The 18,568-nt window shown below is 68.8% G+C and carries 16 protein-coding genes; 9 read left to right on the top strand and 7 right to left on the bottom strand.

What is annotated here, in order from left to right; all coding sequences use genetic code 11:
- The coding region (locus QQJ79_RS12290) for a hypothetical protein (protein WP_431307599.1) at nucleotides 1–405 on the bottom strand (405 nt) is incomplete at its 3' end.
- Nucleotides 406–480: 75 nt separating this feature from the next.
- Nucleotides 481–969, bottom strand: a complete 489-nt coding sequence (locus QQJ79_RS12285; RefSeq protein WP_284223219.1) for an Lrp/AsnC family transcriptional regulator — start codon at nucleotides 967–969, stop codon at nucleotides 481–483.
- A 145-nt stretch (nucleotides 970–1,114) separates the two neighbouring features.
- On the opposite strand from QQJ79_RS12285, the gene QQJ79_RS12280 reads away from it, so the two are divergent.
- The 5 genes from QQJ79_RS12280 (at nucleotide 1,115) to QQJ79_RS12260 (ending at nucleotide 7,846) form a co-directional block, all read left to right on the top strand.
- Nucleotides 1,115–2,350 (top strand): thiamine pyrophosphate-dependent enzyme, encoded by a 1,236-nt coding sequence (locus tag QQJ79_RS12280; protein ID WP_284223218.1) that lies wholly within the window; start codon nucleotides 1,115–1,117, stop codon nucleotides 2,348–2,350.
- Between the two features lie 2 nt (nucleotides 2,351–2,352).
- Nucleotides 2,353–3,480: an alpha-ketoacid dehydrogenase subunit beta gene (locus QQJ79_RS12275; RefSeq protein WP_284223217.1), complete on the top strand. Its 1,128-nt coding sequence runs from the start codon at nucleotides 2,353–2,355 to the stop codon at nucleotides 3,478–3,480.
- Nucleotide 3,481: 1 nt separating this feature from the next.
- Nucleotides 3,482–5,185 (top strand): 2-oxo acid dehydrogenase subunit E2, encoded by a 1,704-nt coding sequence (locus tag QQJ79_RS12270; RefSeq protein WP_284223216.1) that lies wholly within the window; start codon nucleotides 3,482–3,484, stop codon nucleotides 5,183–5,185.
- Nucleotides 5,186–5,190: 5 nt separating this feature from the next.
- The gene (lpdA, locus tag QQJ79_RS12265; protein ID WP_284223215.1) at nucleotides 5,191–6,588 is read left to right on the top strand and encodes a dihydrolipoyl dehydrogenase; all 1,398 of its coding nucleotides are present in this window, start codon (nucleotides 5,191–5,193) and stop codon (nucleotides 6,586–6,588) included.
- Between the two features lie 190 nt (nucleotides 6,589–6,778).
- Nucleotides 6,779–7,846: a substrate-binding domain-containing protein gene (locus QQJ79_RS12260; protein ID WP_284223214.1), complete on the top strand. Its 1,068-nt coding sequence runs from the start codon at nucleotides 6,779–6,781 to the stop codon at nucleotides 7,844–7,846.
- Nucleotides 7,847–7,931: 85 nt separating this feature from the next.
- Here QQJ79_RS12260 and QQJ79_RS12255 read toward each other — a convergent pair whose 3' ends face one another.
- Nucleotides 7,932–9,017, bottom strand: coding sequence for a glycosyltransferase family 4 protein (locus QQJ79_RS12255; protein ID WP_284223213.1), 1,086 nt, complete (start codon nucleotides 9,015–9,017; stop codon nucleotides 7,932–7,934).
- A 120-nt stretch (nucleotides 9,018–9,137) separates the two neighbouring features.
- Here QQJ79_RS12255 and QQJ79_RS12250 point away from each other — a divergent pair, with 120 nt between their 5' ends.
- Together QQJ79_RS12250 and putA are read left to right on the top strand one after the other, a co-directional pair.
- On the top strand, nucleotides 9,138–9,770 hold the full coding sequence (locus QQJ79_RS12250; protein ID WP_284223212.1) for a LysE family translocator: 633 nt from the start codon (nucleotides 9,138–9,140) through the stop codon (nucleotides 9,768–9,770).
- Nucleotides 9,771–9,813: 43 nt separating this feature from the next.
- Nucleotides 9,814–12,942 (top strand): bifunctional proline dehydrogenase/L-glutamate gamma-semialdehyde dehydrogenase PutA, encoded by a 3,129-nt coding sequence (gene putA, locus QQJ79_RS12245; RefSeq protein WP_284223211.1) that lies wholly within the window; start codon nucleotides 9,814–9,816, stop codon nucleotides 12,940–12,942.
- Nucleotides 12,943–12,992: 50 nt separating this feature from the next.
- On the opposite strand, the gene QQJ79_RS12240 is transcribed toward putA, so the two are convergent.
- Genes QQJ79_RS12240 through QQJ79_RS12230 form a run of 3 tightly spaced genes read right to left on the bottom strand, consistent with a single transcriptional unit; the run spans nucleotide 12,993 to nucleotide 16,218 of the window.
- Nucleotides 12,993–13,595, bottom strand: coding sequence for a hypothetical protein (locus QQJ79_RS12240; RefSeq protein ID WP_284223210.1), 603 nt, complete (start codon nucleotides 13,593–13,595; stop codon nucleotides 12,993–12,995).
- A gap of 35 nt (nucleotides 13,596–13,630) precedes the next feature.
- Nucleotides 13,631–14,548 carry a hydroxymethylglutaryl-CoA lyase gene (locus QQJ79_RS12235; RefSeq protein WP_284223209.1) on the bottom strand — a complete coding sequence of 306 codons (918 nt, stop codon included), beginning with the start codon at nucleotides 14,546–14,548 and terminating at the stop codon, nucleotides 13,631–13,633.
- Nucleotides 14,545–16,218 (bottom strand): ArnT family glycosyltransferase, encoded by a 1,674-nt coding sequence (locus tag QQJ79_RS12230; RefSeq protein WP_284223208.1) that lies wholly within the window; start codon nucleotides 16,216–16,218, stop codon nucleotides 14,545–14,547. Before QQJ79_RS12230 ends, QQJ79_RS12235 begins: the two co-directional genes overlap by 4 nt.
- Before the next feature lie 124 nt (nucleotides 16,219–16,342).
- Between QQJ79_RS12230 and QQJ79_RS12225 the strand changes: the two genes are divergently transcribed.
- Together QQJ79_RS12225 and QQJ79_RS12220 are read left to right on the top strand one after the other, a co-directional pair.
- Nucleotides 16,343–17,071, top strand: a complete 729-nt coding sequence (locus QQJ79_RS12225) for a glycosyltransferase family 2 protein (RefSeq protein ID WP_284223207.1) — start codon at nucleotides 16,343–16,345, stop codon at nucleotides 17,069–17,071.
- A 103-nt stretch (nucleotides 17,072–17,174) separates the two neighbouring features.
- Nucleotides 17,175–17,603, top strand: coding sequence for a hypothetical protein (locus tag QQJ79_RS12220; RefSeq protein WP_284223206.1), 429 nt, complete (start codon nucleotides 17,175–17,177; stop codon nucleotides 17,601–17,603).
- Nucleotides 17,604–18,316: 713 nt separating this feature from the next.
- Here QQJ79_RS12220 and QQJ79_RS12215 read toward each other — a convergent pair.
- On the bottom strand, nucleotides 18,317–18,517 hold the full coding sequence (locus tag QQJ79_RS12215; protein ID WP_284223205.1) for a hypothetical protein: 201 nt from the start codon (nucleotides 18,515–18,517) through the stop codon (nucleotides 18,317–18,319).
- Nucleotides 18,518–18,568: the final 51 nt, after the last annotated feature.

Here is an 18,568-nt window from a genome sequence, read left to right as displayed (position 1 = left end):
GCGCAGGTCCTCGACGGCGGCGGCGGTCTCCGCATAGCCCGGCGCGTCGGAAAGGGCGGACAGGGCCCGGTCGCCCGCGAGATTGAAGACCAGCCCGCCCCGGGCGTAGCGGCGGACCTGGGTCAGCGCCTCATCGGGTTGTCCCGCCGCCGCCGCGACCCGCGCGCGCATCAGGATCAGGCCGGGATGGTTGGCGATCAGGGCGTCGGCCTCGGCCAGCCGGATCGCCGCCGTGGTCAGGTCATTGGCGCCCGCCGCCGCCACGGCCTCGGCCCGCAGACGCCGGAAGGCCTGGACGTCGGATTCCGCCGAAGCGGCGACAGGGGCTGGATCCTGCCGCGCCGCAGCGCCGGAGGCCGGAAGGGCCAGCAGGCCGGCCAGCGTGATGATGGTTCCCATGCGCATGGCGATCCTCCCCAGGGCCGCCGCGACTATCCGCCGGGCGACCGGGGCCGCCAACTCAAGGATTGGTAATGTGGCTCAGCTCACGTGCGGGGTGACGATTCCCAGCGGCAGGGCGGTCACATTCTTCACCCCGCGGGTGACGATATGGCTCTCGCAGTCCGAGACGATGCCGAGGCTGAGCAGCTTCAGCCGCAGGAACTGGTCGAAGGCGTGCATGTCCGAGGTGATGATGCGCAGCACATAGTCCTCGCGGCCCGTGATCGTGGCGCACTGCACCACCTCGGGCCAGGCCGAGACGGCCGCCTCGAACGCGTCGAGGTTTTCCGTCGAGGGCAGGCTCAGCTTGACGATGGCGTAGACCTCGAAATCCAGGCCCAGCTTGGTGGCGTCCAGCAGCGTCACCCGCTTGCGGATGAAGCCGGTATCCTCCAGTCTCTTGATGCGCCGCCAGCACGGCGAGGCCGACAGGCCGACCCGGTCTGCCACCTCGGCCACCGACAATCCGGCGTCCTGCTGCAGGATGTCCAGAATTCGGGCGTCGACGGGATCCAGATCGTCAGCCAAGGCGTTTCTCCTGATCGAGTTATGACGCAATAAAATACCTCCGATCGGCGCAGTGCAAGGTCAAATTCAGGCGAGCCTTGCCTGGGAGAGCGTGCTAAATCGCAGCCGAGGAAACGCGGTCGGACCAACCGAACGGCAGGACGGAATGAAGAAGCCCAATACCCAGGCCCTTTCGCTGCGTGTGCCGGAGCCTTCGGGCCGGCCAGGCGACCCGACAGACTTCAGCCATCTGAAGCTGGACCCCGCCGGCGTGGTGGAGCGGCCGGAGGTTTCGACGAAGCCGTTCGACATGCGCGACCACGCCTTCCGGCTGGTCCGGGTGCTGGACGACGACGGCAAGGCCGTGGGCCCGTGGAATCCGAAACTGGACCCCGAGACCCTGCGCAAGGGCCTCAAGGCCATGATCCTGACCCGCGCCTTCGACGACCGGATGCATCGCGCCCACCGACAGGGCAAGACCAGCTTCTATATGAAATGCACGGGCGAGGAGGCCATCGCCGTGGCCCAGGGCATGATCCTGTCCCGCGAGGACATGGGCTTCCCGACCTATCGCCAGCAGGGCCTTCTGATCGCGCGCGGCTATCCGCTCGCGACCATGATGAACCAGATCTATTCCAACGCTTCCGACCCCATCAAGGGCCGCCAGCTGCCGATCATGTATTCGGCCAAGGACTACGGCTTCTTCACCATCAGCGGCAATCTGGGCACCCAGGTGCCCCAAGCCGTGGGCTGGGCCATGGCCAGCGCCTACAAGGGCGACGACAAGATCGCCATCACCTGGATCGGCGACGGCGCCACCGCCGAGGGCGACTTCCACAACGCCCTGACCTTCGCCTCCGTCTACCGCGCCCCGGTGATCCTCAACATCGTCAACAACCAGTGGGCCATCAGCTCCTTCATGGGCATTGCCGGCGGGCTTGAGACCACCTTCGCCTCCAAGGCCATCGGCTACGGCCTTCCGGCCCTGCGCGTCGACGGCAACGACTTCCTCGCCGTCTGGGCCGCGACCCAGTGGGCCGAGGAACGCGCCCGTTCCAACCAGGGCGCGACGGTGATCGAGCTGTTCACCTACCGCGGCGCGCCGCACTCGACCTCGGACGATCCGCTGCGCTACCGCCCGGCCGACGAGGCCGACAAATGGCCGCTCGGCGACCCGATCGCCCGCCTCAAACAACACCTGATCGCCCTCGGCGAATGGTCCGACGAGCAGCAGACGACCGCCGAGGCCGAGGCCGTCGACCAGGTCCGCGCCGCCGGCAAGGAATCCGAGGCCATCGGCACGCTCGGCCAGTCGCGCCCCTCGGTGAAGACCATGTTCGAAGAGGTCTACGCGACCGAGGACTGGCGCATCACCGAACAGCGGCGCGAGGTGGGAGTCTGATCATGAGCGAGCAAACCACCTTCACCGAATCCGACCGCACCGACGGCGTCGAGCCCGACATGGTCGACCAGAACAACGCCCCGAAGTCCGAGGCCCCGACCGCCGCCGCCGTCATGCCCATGAACATGATCCAGGCCCTGAACTCGGCCCTCGACATCAAGATGGGTGAGGACCCGAACGTCCTCAGCTTCGGCGAGGACGCGGGCTATTTCGGCGGCGTCTTCCGTGTCACCGACCACCTGCAGCAGAAGCACGGCCTGACCCGCAGCTTCGACGCCCCGATCAGCGAATGCGGCATCGTCGCCGCCGCCATCGGCATGGGCGCCTATGGCCTGCGCCCGGTCGTCGAGATCCAGTTCGCCGACTACATCTATCCGGCCTACGACCAGATCGTCTCCGAAGCGGCCAAGCTGCGCTACCGCTCGGCCGGCCAGTTCACCAGCCCGATCACCGTGCGCTCGCCCTACGGCGGCGGCATCTTCGGCGGCCAGACGCACAGCCAGTCGCCCGAGAGCCTGTTCACCCACATCGCCGGCCTCAAGGTCGTCATCCCGTCCAACCCCTATGACGCCAAGGGCCTGCTGACCGCGGCCATCGAGGACGACGATCCGGTCATCTTCTTCGAGCCCAAACGCCTCTACAACGGCCCCTTCGACGGTTGGCACCAGAAGCCCGTATCGCCCTGGAAGGCGCAGGAACTCGCCCAGGTCCCGACCGGCAAGTACGTCGAGCCGATCGGCAAGGCGCGGATCATGAAGGAAGGCGCCGACGTCACCATCCTCTGCTACGGCACCATGGTCTGGGTCTCGCTCGCGGGCGCCGAACACGCCGGCGTCGACGCAGAGGTCATCGACCTGCGCACCCTCGTGCCGCTGGACATCGAGACCATCGAGGCGAGCGTCAAGAAGACCGGCCGCTGCGTCATCGTCCACGAGGCGCCGAAGACCTCGGGCTTCGGCGGCGAGCTCTCGGCCCTCGTCCAGGAGCGCTGCTTCTACCACCTCGAGGCGCCGATCGCGCGGGTGACCGGCTGGGACACCCCGTATCCGCACGCCTTCGAATGGGAATATTTCCCGGGACCCGAACGGGTCGCTGTGGCCCTGAAGGCCGTCATGACCGGAGGGCGCTAGGATGGGCCGCTACGTCTTCAAACTGCCCGACGTGGGCGAGGGCACGGCCGAGGCCGAACTGGTCGCCTGGCACGTCAAGGTCGGCGACACGGTCGCCGAGGACCAGATCATCGCCGACATCATGACCGACAAGGCCACGGTCGAACTGACCTCGCCGGTCGCCGGCAAGGTGCTGGCCGCCCACGGCGAACCGGGCCAGCAACTGGCCGTCGGCTCCCCGCTGGTGGAGTTCGAGGTCGAGGGGGCGGGCAATGCGAGTGAGGCGCCACCCCCCTCGAACCCTGCTCCGCAGGCTTCGGTCCCCCTGACAGGGGGACAGACGGCGGCAGCCGTCTCCTCCCCGCCTCGCGGGGAGGGGGACCAGCCGAAGGCTGGTGGAGGGGCGCCCGCCGCCGCCGGTGGAAACTTCGTCTTCAAACTCCCCGACGTGGGCGAAGGCACCGCCGAGGCCGAACTGGTCGGCTGGCACGTCAAGGTCGGCGACGCCGTCTCCGAGGATCAACTCCTCGCCGAGGTCATGACCGACAAGGCCACCGTCGAACTGACCTCGCCGGTCGCCGGAACCGTCGTCGCCCTGCACGGCGACGCGGGCCAGCAACTGGCCGTCGGCGGCCTGCTGGTGTCGTTCACTGTCGAGGGCAAGGGCAACCGCGGTGAGGCGCCACCCCCCTCGAACCCTGCTCCGCAGGCTTCGGTCCCCCTGACAGGGGGACAGACAGTTTCCGTCTCCTCCCCGCCACGCGGGGAGGGGGACCATCCGAAGCCGAAGGCGAAGGATGGTGGAGGGGCGCCGGCCGCCCGCACCCTCTCCACCCGCAACCAGCGCCCGCTCGCCTCCCCCGCCGTCCGCCAGCGCGCCCGCGACCTCGGGATCGAACTCCAGTTCGTCCCCGGCTCCGGCCCCGCCGGCCGCATCGAGCACGGCGACCTCGACGCCTGGGTCGCGTCCGGCGGCCACGCACCGTCCGTACCCGGAGCATCGACCGGCTCCGCCTACGAGCGCCACGAAGGAACCACCGAAACCCGCATCATCGGCCTGCGCCGCAAGATCGCGGAGAAGATGGCCGAGAGCGTCCGCCGCATCCCCCACATCACCTATGTGGAGGAGATCGACGTCACCGCCCTCGAGGAGCTCCGCGCCCACCTGAATTCGCGCAAGACGAAGGACCAGCCGAAACTCAACGTCCTGCCGTTCATCGCCCGCGCCATGGTCGTGGCCCTGCGCGACCAGCCGACCATCAACTCCCACTACGACGACGAGGCCGGGGTCCTGACCACCCACGCCGCCGTCCACATCGGCATCGCCGCCCAGACGCCCAACGGCCTGATGGTGCCGGTGGTCCGCCACGCCGAGGCGCGCGATCCTTGGGACACCGCCCTCGAGATCGCCCGCGTCTCGGGCGCCGCCAAGGACGGCTCGGCCAAACGCGACGAACTGTCTGGTTCGACCATCACCATCACCTCTCTGGGGACCCTGGGCGGCGTCGTCCACACCCCGATCATCAACCACCCCGAGGTCGCCATCGTCGGCCCCAACAAGATCGCCGAACGGGTCGTGGTCAAGGACGGCCAGATGGTCGTGCGCAAGATGATGAACCTGTCCTCCAGCTTCGATCACCGCATCGTCGACGGCCACGACGCGGCGGTCTTCGTGCAACGCATCAAGGGGTTGCTCGAGCATCCCGCGACCCTCTGGATGAATTGAGACCCATGGCTGACACGATCAAAACCAAAGTCCTGATCATCGGCGCCGGCACCGGCGGCTATGTCGCCGGCATCCGCTGCGGCCAGCTGGGCCTCGACACTGTGCTGGTCGACGGCGGCGACGGCCTTGGCGGCACCTGCCTGAACGTCGGCTGCATCCCCTCCAAGGCCATCATCCACGCCGCCTCGAAATTCGAGACGGTGGCCAAGGCCGCCGCCGGCGGCACGCTCGGCATCACCGCCGCCCAACCGGCCATCGACCTGTCGCAGACCGTGGCGTGGAAGGACGGCATCGTCCGCAAGCTGAACGCCGGCGTCGCGGGCCTGCTGAAGCGGGCCAAGGTCAAGGTCATCAACGGCTGGGCGACCTTCTCGGACGCCAAGACCTGCACGGTGAAAACCGCCGACGGCGACATCGTCATCAGCGCCGAACACGTCATCCTCGCCACCGGCTCAGAGCCGGTCGAACTGCCGTTCCTGAAGTTCGGCGGCGACGTCATCTCCTCGACCGAGGCCCTGTCTCTGGACAAGGTGCCCGACAAGCTGGTCGTGGTCGGCGGCGGCTATATCGGGCTGGAGCTCGGCATCGCCTTCCGCAAACTGGGGGCCGAGGTCGCCATCGTCGAAATGGCCGACCGCCTGCTGCCGCTCTACGACAAGGCCCTGACCGACCCCGTTCAGAAATGGCTGGAGAAGCACGGCGTCGAACTCCACCTCGGCGCCAAGGCCGGATCGTTCGAAAAGGGTCAGCTGAACATCACCACGAAGGACGGCGCCGCCCTCCCGCTCAAGGCCGACAAGGTCCTCGTCACCGTCGGCCGTCGTCCGCGGACGAAGGGCTGGGGCCTCGAGAACATGGGCGTCGCCATGGCCGGGCCGTTCGTGAAGATCGACGACCGCTGCGCCACCAGCATGAAGAACGTCTGGGCCGTCGGCGACCTGACCGGCGAACCCATGCTGGCCCACAAGGGCTCGGCCCAGGGCGAGGTCGTCGCGGAAATCATCGCCGGCCACAACAAGGTCTTCAACCCGGTGACCATCGCCGCCGTCTGTTTCACCGAGCCCGAGATCGTCTCCGCCGGCCTGACGCCGCTCGATGTCGAGGGCCGCGACGACGTCATCACCGCCGTCTTCCCCCTGATGGCCATCGGCCGCGCCCTGGCGCTGGAGGCCGGCGACGACGGCGGCTTCGTCCGCGTGCTGGCCTCGAAAACCGATCACCGGCTGCTGGGCGTCCAGGCCGTCGGCCAGCATGTCTCCGAACTGTCCAACAGCTTCGCCCAGATGCTGGAGATGGGCGCGGTGCTCGAGGACGTGGCCGGGACCATCCATGTCCATCCGACCATGGGCGAGGCCTTCCACGAGGCGTCCCTGCGGGCGCTGGGGCATGCGATTCATATTTGAGGCGCTACGTTCGCGACGCGGTCGCTCACTGCTTGAGCGCCCGCCGCCGCCATCGTCATCCCTGCGACCCGAAGGGCGGCGCGTAGCAGCCAAAGCCGGGACGTCGTCGAACCGTCACACTACCGTTGGTCCGGCCGTCACAATCCTGTGGTCCAAGCGGCGCGAACCGCTCTTGATCCGGAGACTGACGATGACCCGCGCCCTCCTCGCCGCCGCCTCGGCGATCGCCCTGCTCGCCCTCGGCGCCTGCAGCAACGAACAGGCCGCCGGCGACCAGACCGCCCGCGCCGGCATCTGGGCCGCCGGGTCCTCCACCGTCTTCCCCTTCGCCACCCGGGTGGCCGAGAATTTCGCCCGCACCTCGGGCGGCGCCGCGCCGCGGGTCGAATCGCTGGGCACCGGCGGCGGCATCCAGGCCTTCTGCCAGGGCGTCGGCCCCAACACGCCCGACATCGCCAACGCCTCGCGGCCGATGAAGGCCTCGGAGTTCGAACTGTGCCGCACCAACGGCGTCACCGACATCGTCGAGATCAAGATCGGCTATGACGGCATCGTCGTGGCCACCGCCCGCACCGGCGCAGCCTTCAACCTGCGCCTTCAGGATCTCTATCTGGCCCTGGCCAAGGAAACGCCCGGCGCCGGCGGCGCCTTCGTCGCCAATCCGGCGACGATGTGGAACCAGATCAACCCCGGCCTGCCGGCCCAGCGCATCCAGGTCTATGGCCCGCCGCCGACCTCGGGCACGCGCGACGCCTTCCTCGAACTCGGCATGGCCCCGGGCGCCGCCCTGCTGCCCGCCCTCGCGGCGATCAAGGCCTCGGACGGCGACCGCTTCGAAACCCTCGCCCACACCCTGCGTGAGGACAATGCCTGGATCGACTCGGGCGAGAACGACAACGCCATCGTCCAGACCCTGAACCGCACCCCCGGCTCGCTGGGCGTGTTCGGCTTCTCCTTCCTCGAGCAGAACCTCGACACGGTGAAGGCCGAGACCATCGACGGCGTCGCCCCCTCGGCCGCGACCATCGCCGACGGCACCTATCCGCTGGCCCGCAGCCTCTACATCTACGTCAAGAAGCAGCACGTCGGGGTGACCCCCGGCCTCGAGCAGTTCGTCCTGGAGTTCATGTCGGACGCCTCGGCCGGCCGCGGCGGCTATCTGCAGGACCGCGGCCTGGTGCCGCTGCCCGCCGACCAGCTGGCGGCCCAACGCGCCATCGCCCAGGCGATGACGGTGATGACGGCTCCGGCGAAGTAGGAAAGCAGGGCTTAGGAATCAGGCGTCAGGCCGAACAGGCCCCAGCGCTTCCCTAAGCCCTAAGTCCTGAGCCCTAATCCCTGAGCTAAGCCGCCGCCTTGCGCCTCAACCGCGCGATCCGGCGCAGCCGCCGCCAGAACCGCCCACGCTCGGGCTCCGGATAGGGCTGGAGGTTCTGCACGAACTCCTCGGCCGAGGCGCGCCAGCTGAATTTCTCGGCATAGGCGCGGACCGCCTTGCGATCGCATTTCAGCGCCTCCAGGCAGGCGGTCCGCAGATCCTTGTCGATGGCGCCGGCGTTGGAGCCCGGAATGATGTCGATCGGCCCGTGGGCCGGATAGGCGGCGACCGGCGTTCCCGTGGCCATGGCCTCCAGGATCACCAGGCCGAAGGTGTCGGTCCAGCTGGGGAAGACGAACACGTCGGCGTCGCGGAAGCAGCGCGCCAGCTCCTCGCCGAACCGGGCGCCGAGGAATTTGGCCTCGGGATATTTCACCTCCAGCTCGGCGCGGGCCGGGCCGTCGCCGACCACGATCTTGGTCCCCGGCAGGTCGGTCTCGAGGAAGGCCTCGATATTTTTCTCGACCGCGACGCGGCCGACGTTGAGCCAGAAGGGCCGGGGCCAGTCCTTGCCGCCCAGCTCGTCATAGATGCGCGGCAGGTCCGGATTGAACTGTTCGGTGTCCACGCCGCGCGACCACGGCGAGACATTGCGGAAGCCGCGTTCCAGCAGCTCGTCCCGCAGCGTCGGGGTCGCCACCATCAGCCGCCCGGACGGCTTGTGGAACCACTTCATATAGGCGTAGCCGACCTGCACCGGGATCGGGAACCGGGCCGAGACATATTCGGGGAATTTGGTGTGGTAGCTGGTCGTGAACGGCAGTTTCCACTCCACGCAGATGCGCCGCGTGGCGATGCCGATCGGCCCCTCGGTGGCGATGTGCACGGCCTCCGGCTCAAGGGCGCGCAGCCGCTCGCGAATCTCTTCCTCGGCCCCCAGCGCCAGCCGGATTTCCGGATAGGTCGGGGCGGCGATGGTCTTGAACTGGCTCGGCTCGATGACCTCGACCTCATGGCCCATGGCGCGGCATTCCGCGATGGTCCGGGTCAGGGTGCGGACGACGCCGTTGACCTGGGGCTCCCAGGCGTCAGTGGCCAGAACGATGCGCATATGGGCCGGATGGCTCCGCCGTTGATCGGTCGCAACCTCTAGCGCCTCGGACGGATGAAGGCGAGCCATCTCGATGAACCTCCCTTGAGGAAAGGCGAGGCTCTGTTAGGCTTTGGAACCATGGACGGCGCGACCTCAATCATCGCCTTCACCGCGGCGGCGGCTGTTTTGACGGTCACGCCGGGTCTGGACACAGCCATTGTTCTGCGCGCCTCGATCGTTGAGGGCGCGCGTGCGGCAGGCGCGGCGGGCCTGGGCATCCTGGCCGGTTGCTTCGCTTGGGCCTGCGTCGCTGCTGCGGGGCTCGGGGCCCTCCTGGTCGCTTCGGAAACGGCCTACGCCGTGTTCCGCTGGATCGGCGCGGCCTACCTGATCTGGATAGGCCTCAAGTTGGTGATACGCCCCCGCGATGCTTTCTCGGCGACGGCGCTGACGGAGGCGCGTTCGATCGATGGTCGCCGATGGCTGTCTCGTGGCTTCCTGACCAATATCCTGAACCCCAAGGTGGGCGTCTTCTATGCGACGTTCCTGCCGTTGTTCATCCCGGCGGGAGCCTCGGTTGCTCTCTGGAGCCTCTTGCTGGCGGCCATCCATGCGATCCTGGGTGCTCTCTGGTTCGGGCTGCTCGTGATCTCCACCCGGCCGATCGGCCACCTGCTGGCGAGGTCGGTGGTGGTCCGCTGGCTGGATCGCGTCACGGGCGGCGTCTTCATCGCCTTCGGTCTCCGGCTGGCGCTGGAAAGTCGGCGCTGAAAGCCATAGCCTCCGACCGCGCCTCTCATGTATGAGGCGCGCCATGATCGCACCCCTCGCCTCGTCGCCCGTGTTGACCCAGGATTGGGACGGGCTGGACCATGGGAAATTCGCCGACGAGACCGCCGTGGTCCGGGGGCTGCTGAACCGCATGCCGCTGGACGGGTCCGAACGCGCCGCCGTGCTCGGCGAGGCCGTCGGCCTGGTCGAACGGGCCCGGGCCAGCGTCAAGAAACAGGGCGTGGTCGAAAGCTTCCTGCAGGAATTCTCGCTCGGCACCCGCGAGGGTCTGGCCCTGATGTGCCTGGCCGAGGCCCTGCTGCGCACGCCGGACGAGGAGACGCGCGACCGGCTGATCGCCGAAAAGATCGGTTCGGCCGACTGGTCTTCCCACCTCGGCCAGTCCGACAGCCTGTTCGTCAACGCCTCGACCTGGGGGCTGATGTTGACGGGCAAACTGGTCGACGTCGACGAGGAGGCCCGCACCGACCTGCCCGGCTTCCTCAAGCGGATCGTCGGCCGCCTCGGCGAGCCCGTCATCCGCGAGGCCGTCGCCGCCGCCGTCCGCATCATGGGCGAACAGTTCGTGGTCGGCCGCACCATCGAGGCGGCGCTCAAGCGCGCCAACCGCGAGGGCTGGCTGTGCAGTTTCGACATGCTGGGCGAGGGCGCCCGCACCGCCGCCGACGCCGAGCGCTATGAAAAGATCTACGCCGACGCCATCACCGCCGTCGGCAAGACCGCGAAAGGGCAGGGCCCCGAGGCCGGCCACGGCGTCTCCGTCAAGCTCTCGGCCCTGTCGCCCCGTTACGAGGCCACGCACGAGGCCCGCGTCTGGGACGAACTCTATCCCCGCATCCTGCGGCTGGCCCGGATCGCGGCGCAGCACGACATCAACTTCACCATGGACGCGGAAGAGGCCGACCGGCTGGCCCTGTCGCTGAAGCTGCTGGACCGGCTGGCGCATGAGCCCGACCTCGGCGGCTGGACCGGCCTCGGCCTCGCCGTCCAGGCCTATCAGAAGCGCTGCCCCGAGGTGATCCGCCGCGTCGCCGAACTGGCGAAGGCCTCGGGCCGCCGCCTGATGGTCCGTCTGGTCAAGGGCGCCTACTGGGACACCGAGATCAAGCGGGCGCAGGTCTTCGGCCGCACCGACTATCCGGTCTTCACCACCAAGGCCGCGACCGACCTCAACTACCTCGTCTGTGCGAAGGCGATGATCGAAGCCGCGCCGCACATCTACAGCCAGTTCGCCACCCACAACGCCCATTCGCTGGCGGCCGTCTATCGGATGGCGTCGGAGCGCTCGGTGAAGATCGAGTTCCAGCGCCTGCACGGCATGGGCGAGGCCCTCTACGACGCCGCCCGCGACGCCTTTGGCCCCGTCACCGTCCGCGCCTATGCCCCCGTCGGCGGGCATGAGGACCTGCTGCCCTATCTGGTGCGCCGCCTGCTCGAGAACGGGGCCAACTCCTCCTTCGTCCACGCCCTGCTGGACGAGCGGGTGCCGGCATCGGCTGTCGCCGCCGACCCCATCTCCGCAGTCGAGGCCCACCCCGACCGCCACGCCAAGATCCCGACCCCGAAGGACATGTACATGGACCGCCAGAACTCGCTGGGCCGCGACTATTCCCAGGCCGCCGACCGCGACCGGCACATCGCGGCGCTCGAGAAGGTCGACGCCGAGAAACTGACCTCGGGCCCCATCATCGGCGGCAAGCTGAAGGCCGGGACCAACCCCCAGCCCGTGACCAACCCCTTCGACACGACCCAGATCTTGGGCCACGTCTCCGAGGCCAGCACGGCCGACATCGACGCCGCTGCCGATGCCGCCGCCAGGGCGCAGGTCGCCTGGGACCGCAAGGGCGGCGCGGGCCGCGCCCCCGTCCTGCGCGCCATGGCTGACGCCCTGGAAGCCGACATGGACCGTCTGGTCGCCCTGCTGTCGCGCGAAGCCGGCAAGACCCTGAACGACGCCGTCGCCGAGATTCGCGAGGCTGCCGACTTCTGCCGCTACTACGCCATGCTGGCCGAGCGTGACTTCGGCGGCCCGACCGAGCTGAAGGGCCCCGTCGGCGAGATCAACCAGCTGGTCCTGCACGGCCGCGGCGTCTTCGCCTGCATCAGCCCGTGGAACTTCCCCCTGGCCATCTTCACCGGCCAGATCGCCGCCGCCCTCGCCGCCGGCAACGCCGTCCTGGCCAAGCCCGCCGAACAGACCCCACTGATCGCCGCCGAGGCCGTGCGCCTCTATTACAAGGCCGGCCTCGACCCGAACCTGCTGGCCCTCGTCCCCGGCCGCGGCGAGACGGTCGGCGCGGCGCTGGTTTCGCACCCCGGCATCGACGGCGTCGCCTTCACCGGCGGCACAGACACGGCGACCCTGATCAACAAGGCGCTGGCCGCCCGCCCGGGCGCCATCATCCCCTTCATCGCCGAGACGGGCGGCCTGAACGGCATGTTCGTCGACACCACGGCGCTGAAGGAACAGATCATCGACGACGTCATCCTGTCGGCCTTCGGCTCGTCGGGCCAGCGCTGCTCGGCCTTGCGCCTGCTTTACGTCCCGCACGACGCCGCCGACGCCCTGATCGAGGGCCTCAAGGGCGCGCTCGCCGCCCAGGTGGTGGGCGACCCGACCGACCCGGCCACCGACATCGGCCCGGTCATCGACGCCGACGCCAGGGCCGCGCTGGACGCCCACCTGAAGCGGCTGGAAGGCGATGCGAAGATCATCGCTCGCGCCGACCTGCCCGCCGGCGCCGACAAGGGCTGGTTGTTCGCCCCCACGATCGCCGAAATCCCGACCCCGGATTATCTCGAGCGCGAGGTCTTCGGCCCGATCCTGCACGTCTGCCGCTACGAGCCGTCGAAGCTGAAGGAGACGGCGTCGAAACTGGCCGCCCGTGGCTACGGCCTGACCCTCGGCGTGCACAGCCGCATCGAGGCCTTCGCCGCGGAGGTCACGCGCCTGGTCCCGGCCGGCAATGTCTATATCAACCGCTCGATCATCGGCGCCGTGGTCGGCGTCCAGCCCTTCGGCGGCGAGGGCCTCTCCGGCACCGGCCCCAAGGCCGGCGGTCCGTACAGCCTGATCCGCTACGCCTCCGAAAAGGCCATCAGCAACAACATCTCCGCCCAGGGCGGCGACCCGGCGCTGCTGAACCTTTGATCCTCTGATCCCGCTCATCCCCGTTTTCGCGGGGATGAGCGAAGCCCCTGTTAGCCCTCCCCCCGCGCCGCCTCGCGGAACAGCCAGGCCGCAAGCAGCCAGCCAAGGGTGAACACACCCACGATGACGAAGACAAAATGCTCATAGGCCAGGGCGACGAAGGCCGTGCCGAACTGCGCCGCCGCCGTCACGGCCATGGCGAGCGCCATGCCGCCCGGCCGGAACCGGGCCAGAAACGAGCCGACGATCCCGATGGCGATGACGCCGAAGAATATCTGGTTCAGCGGATTGTTCTCATTGCCGATGATGCCGACGGCGAGGTTCGACCAGACGATCAGGAAACTGATCCCCACCGCCACCAGCAACCCGCCCCGATAGGCCAGGGCGCCCGAGAGGCGCAGCCCGATTTCGCACACGCCGGCCGCCACCAGCAGCATCGCGCCCCACAGCACGAAGTCGAACGTTGTCCACGGCAGGTCCGTCAGAAGCTTCGCCGCCAGAGGGGTCAGCCAGGCGAAGACCGCCCCGCCCCAGACCACAATGCGCAGCCACCGGCCAATCCGCTCCTTGTCGTTTTCCGTCACCGTCGTCATCGCCTTGCCTCGCTTGCTGAATGAGGCCGCCACCCTGCCCGCGCCGCCGGTGAGCGACATGAGCGAATTCTGAGGGGTCGCTGAAAAGCGTCGGATCAGCCCTTCGGCCATCCGCCCGCCCGGCTGAGCGCGCTCGGCGCCGGGCGGCCGATCGTCTCGCCGATCCAGCGGGCGGTTCCGATCAGGGCGTCGAGATCGTAGCCGGTGTCGAACCCGGCGCGCTCCAGCATATAGACCAGGTCCTCTGTCGCGATATTGCCGGTGGCGCCCGGAGCGAAGGGACAGCCGCCGATGCCGCCGACGGAGGCGTCCAGAACGGTGACGCCGGCCTCGATCCCCGCATACGCATTGGCCAGGCCGGTGTTGCGAGTGTCGTGGAAATGCAGGCGCAGGACGGCGTCGGGCGCGGCGGCGCGCGCGGCCTCGACCTTGCGCGTCACCGCCCATGGGTCGCCCGCGCCTATGGTGTCCGCCAGGGCGATTTCCGCCACACCCAGTTCGGCGATCCGCCCGACCAGATCGGCGACCTGTCCGGCCGAAACCTCGCCGTCGAACGGACAGCCCCACACGCACGACAGGGTGGCGGACAGGGCCGGCGTGGCGCCCGGCTGACCCGCGGCATTGGCGCGGCCGGCGATGATGTCGGCCAGCATCTGCACCTGCTGGTCCACCGACAGGCCCTGGTTCTTCAGCCCGAAACCGTCGGTGGCGGACATGGCGACATTGACCTCGTCCACGGCCGTTCCCAGCGCCCGGTCATAGCCCTTGCCGTTGAGAACCAGGCCGATCCGGCTGCGGCCGGTCTCATGCGGAAGCGCCGCCATGACCTCTTCGGCGCCCGCCATCTGGGGCACGTATTTAGGATGGACGAAGCTGACGGCCTCGATGCGGCGCGCCCCGGCGGCCTCCAGCCGGCGGACAAGATCGGCGCGGACGGCGGGCTCGAGGATGGCCTTCTCGTTCTGCAGGCCGTCGCGGGGACCGACCTCGACGATGGTGATGGGCCGGCTCACCGTTGCGGCTCCACCATCGGTCCGCCGGGCGGGGCGTAGACGGTCAGGCTGACGTCATCGCCCTTGGAATAATTGTGCCCGTCGACCTCGCCGACGACCCGGCCGGTGACCCCCAGTTCAGCGGCGGCTTCGCGGAAGGCGTCGGCGTCGCGCGCCTCGACGATGACCGGCCGTCCCTCGGCGAGGGCGCGGGCGGCGCCGGCGGCGTCGGTCAGCTCGGTGTCGCGCCCCGTCAGGAAGACGAGGCTGGGCTCGTGAAAGCCGGTGACGGCCACCGGTCCGGCCCGGCCCTGACGCGGGTGCAGGTTGGCGGCCAGCAGGACCTTCTCCAGCTGGGGCGCGACGGACAGGGGACGAAGTTGCCGCAGCGTGCCGGCCAGGGCTCCGTGGGCGACGACGCCCAGGGCGATCGAGGCGATCACCGCCGTCATCGCCGCCCGGTGCAGCATCAGGAAGGCCCCGATCAGCCCGGCGAGGATGGCGAAGACTATGGTGATCGTGGCCCAGGTCTGGGCCGTGGACCGACCATACTCCGTGAGCAGCCAGACCGAGGCGATGGCCAGAAGGGCGCCGACCGCGATCGTCAATCCGGCCCCGGCGTAGCGCGATGCCTTGCCGACAGGGCGGGTCAGGGCGGCGGCGGCCAGCAGGGCCAGGGCGCCGAAGGTTGGCAGGGTGTAGTGGGCCAGTTTGGTCGGGGTCAGTTCGAAGATCAGCCAGGCCGGGACCAGCCAGCAGACCAGGAAGCGGATCGCCGGCTCGCTCCGCCGGTGCCACCCGGCTGAGAGGGCCGCGGGCAACAACAGGGTGGCCGGGAAGAACAGCAGGGGCGCGAGCAGCAGATACAGGCCCGGCGGAACACCGTGGCCTTCATCGCCGCCGGCGATCTTGGGCGCCAGATCTCCGGCGATAGCCTCGGTCCAGAAGCCGCCGTCGGTGGCGATGGTGATGGCGATGGCCCAGGGGCCGACGATCAGGGCCACCAGCGGCAGGCCCCAGCCCCAGCCCAGCCGTTTGAGCCAGCTGACGTCTCGGTCCCAGACCGACAGGGCGATCATGGCGGGCGCCACGACGATCAGGCCAATCGGTCCCTTGATCAGGATCGACAGCCCCAGCCCCAGCCAGAACATCAGCTTGTGCGGCCGGATCGGGACCTCCCCGGCGCGGGTCGCCAGATAGATGCGCGCCAGCCCGGCCATGGCGAGGGTCACCGAGCCGCACAGCATGGCGTCGGTCTTGGCGATCCCGGCCTCGGTGGACAGAAGGAAACTGGCCCCGAGTATGGCTCCCGCCAGAAAGCCCGCCCTCTGTCCGAACATCGCCGCCCCGGCCCAGGCGCAGGCGGCGGCGGCCAGCATGGCGCCGAGGATGGAGGGAATGCGGTAGGCGGCTATGTCGCGGTTCTCGACGCTGGACGTCGCCGCAACCGCGACGGCCTGCATCCAATAGATGCCAACCGGCTTCTTCCAGCGAGGGTCGTCCTGGAAGCGGATATCGACGAAGTCGCCCGTCTCCAGCATCTGCGAGGTGGCCTGGGCGTAGCGGCTCTCGTCCCGATCCAGCGGCGGCAGCAGCATTAGGGCGGGCAGGCCCGCCAGCAACGCCACCAGGGCCGCGAGCAGCGGTCCGCGCCAGCCGGCGATGTATCGGTCGAAATCGGAAGACGTCATGTTCATCTTCCTAACACGCCCGTTCGCGGCGCGTCATTGTTTGGGCCGCCGTTCGCCGCGGGCGTCTCGCCGCCTGAGCGGGCGCCATCTCCCGCCCGGCCCGGAAACCCGCTAGACAGCGGGGATGAATGAAGCGATCCCCGATATCTCCGTCGTCGTCCCGGTTCACGACGAACAGGGCGCAGCCGGCCCGCTCGCGCGCGAGATCGCCGCTGCCTTCGAAGGCCGGTCCTATGAGATGGTGTTCGTGGATGACGCTTCGCGGGACGGCACCCTGGCCGAACTGCGCGGCCTGATGACCGAACTGCCCACGTTGCGCGTGCTCAGCCATGGCTCGAACGCCGGACAGAGCCGCGCGGTGCGCACCGGCGTGCTGGCGGCGCGCGGCGCGATCGTGGTGACCCTGGACGGGGATGGTCAGAATCCCCCGGCCGACGCCCCGAAACTGGCCGACCTGCTCGCCGCCTCGCCCTCGTCTGTCGCTCTCGTCGGCGGGCGCCGCGCCAAACGTCAGGACTCCGAGGCCAAGCGGCAGGCCTCCCTCTGGGCCAATCGCATCCGCCGCAAGCTGCTCGGCGATGACGCTGACGACACCGGCTGCGGCCTGAAGGCGTTCCGCAGGGACGTCTTTCTGCGCCTGCCCTATTTCGATCACCTGCACCGCTACCTGCCGGCCCTGATGATCCGCGAGGGCTATCAGAACCTCTATCTCGATGTGGATCATCGTCATCGTGAGACCGGCCGGTCGAAATATACCAATTGGGGGCGGCTGATGGCCTCCCTTTCGGATCTGCTCGGCGTGATGTGGCTGAAATCACGGTCCCGCCCGCCGGGCGCTATCAGCGAATTCTGACTTTCCCCTGAGGCGCGAGCAGGCGTAGCCGTATGGAGCGAACCGGGGTAAGCATTGTTAACAAGCGCGGCCGTTCAGCGGCCGCCCGACGATGGAGCCCGCCATGCTGATCGCCATCCCGCTTCTGTTCATTCCGGTGGTGATCTACGCCATCGTCATCGGCTTCGGAGTCCTCGGGTCCGGCGGGATCGCCGCAGCCGAACAGGCCCTGCGGGATCCGCTGTTCACGGTCCCGATGGTTTCCGGCAGCGGATGGAACGTCGGGACGGGCGACCTGATCCTGTTCCTGTCGCTGATCCTGCTGTTCTTCGAACTGCTGAAATCGACGTCCAGCCAGAAGGTGGCGATCATCAATCACGCCCTGTCAATGATCCTGTTCGTCTTCTGCCTGGTCGCCTTCCTGCTGTTCAAGGGGTTCGCGACCTCCACCTTCTTCCTGATCCTGACCATGGTCATGCTCGACGTCCTGGCCGGCTTCATCGTCACCATCATCTCGGCCCGCAAGGATCTGGACTTCGCCGGCGGCGGCTGACGCCCCTCCGGGGCCTCCCCTCCACGGGAAGACGGAATTTCAAGGGCTGGCTGTTTTCCGAATGCCAGCATATGCCGCGCCGACAAGTGTCTGAAGTGGTTCGCTTTTAAATAAAAGCAGCGTCATCAGCCCGCCCCGGGAAGGCCGCCGCCTAGACTCCCCCCGTCCCGTCGCAGGGGAGGCTCGCTCGGCCGGCGATCCGAAGCGGCGGCGGGAGCGGATGGAGCGGGGTCTCGCTGCGCAAGCAGGGAGGCCGGACCGGCGCGGGGGCCTCCTGAGGGTCGCCTGCCCGGGGTGGAGGACCGGGGGGGATACCCAGGTCGTTCCAGGGATCGGGATCGTCGCCCGACCTGCCCGCCGGAGGCGCTGCGGTAAGGCCCGAACACGGCCACCCGACGCAAGCTTCCGGAAAACCAGCCGCGCGGAGCGTTCGTCTTTCGCCGAAACGGTAATCTCTACCCTTCATCCGGGCGAAGGCCCGGGCGCTCCGCCACGCCTCCCACCGCTTTCCGGCCGTCCTGCCGGAGAGGGCTTCAGCCTGCCCGGTCTTTGACAATCAGACCGCCGCCCGGGTCGGGGGGCGAACTCAGGAAAAGGCGACGAAGATCAGCGCCACGACGGCGATGTCGACGGTGCGGGCGAGGATGGTCAGCATGGCGGCGGTCCCGAACGAGGCGTGAGAGCCGTCGTTCAGCAAGGACCGTGCCGCAGTCTCAGACGTCGGTGTCCCGGGCCTTGCCGGGTTGCGGCCGGCGCTCGGCGGCGCCCGAATGCTCGGTTCCGAGATAGGCAGAGCGGGCCGCGTCCAGCACGGGCGGGCCGCCCTTGAGGCCGCGGCGCTGGCCCGTCTGGCCCATCATCTGGGCGGCGAAGACCGCGGCGCCCGGATCGGCCGGCAGATCGGAAGAGCACACGTCTGGCCCATCATCTGGGCGGCGAAGACCGCGGCGCCCGGATCGGCCGGC

Source organism: Brevundimonas denitrificans, assembly GCF_030160755.1.
Taxonomy (GTDB): Bacteria; Pseudomonadota; Alphaproteobacteria; order Caulobacterales; family Caulobacteraceae; genus Brevundimonas; species Brevundimonas denitrificans.
The sequence above is the reverse complement of the archived record's forward strand: the minus strand, read 5'-3'. Positions and strand labels throughout refer to the sequence as shown.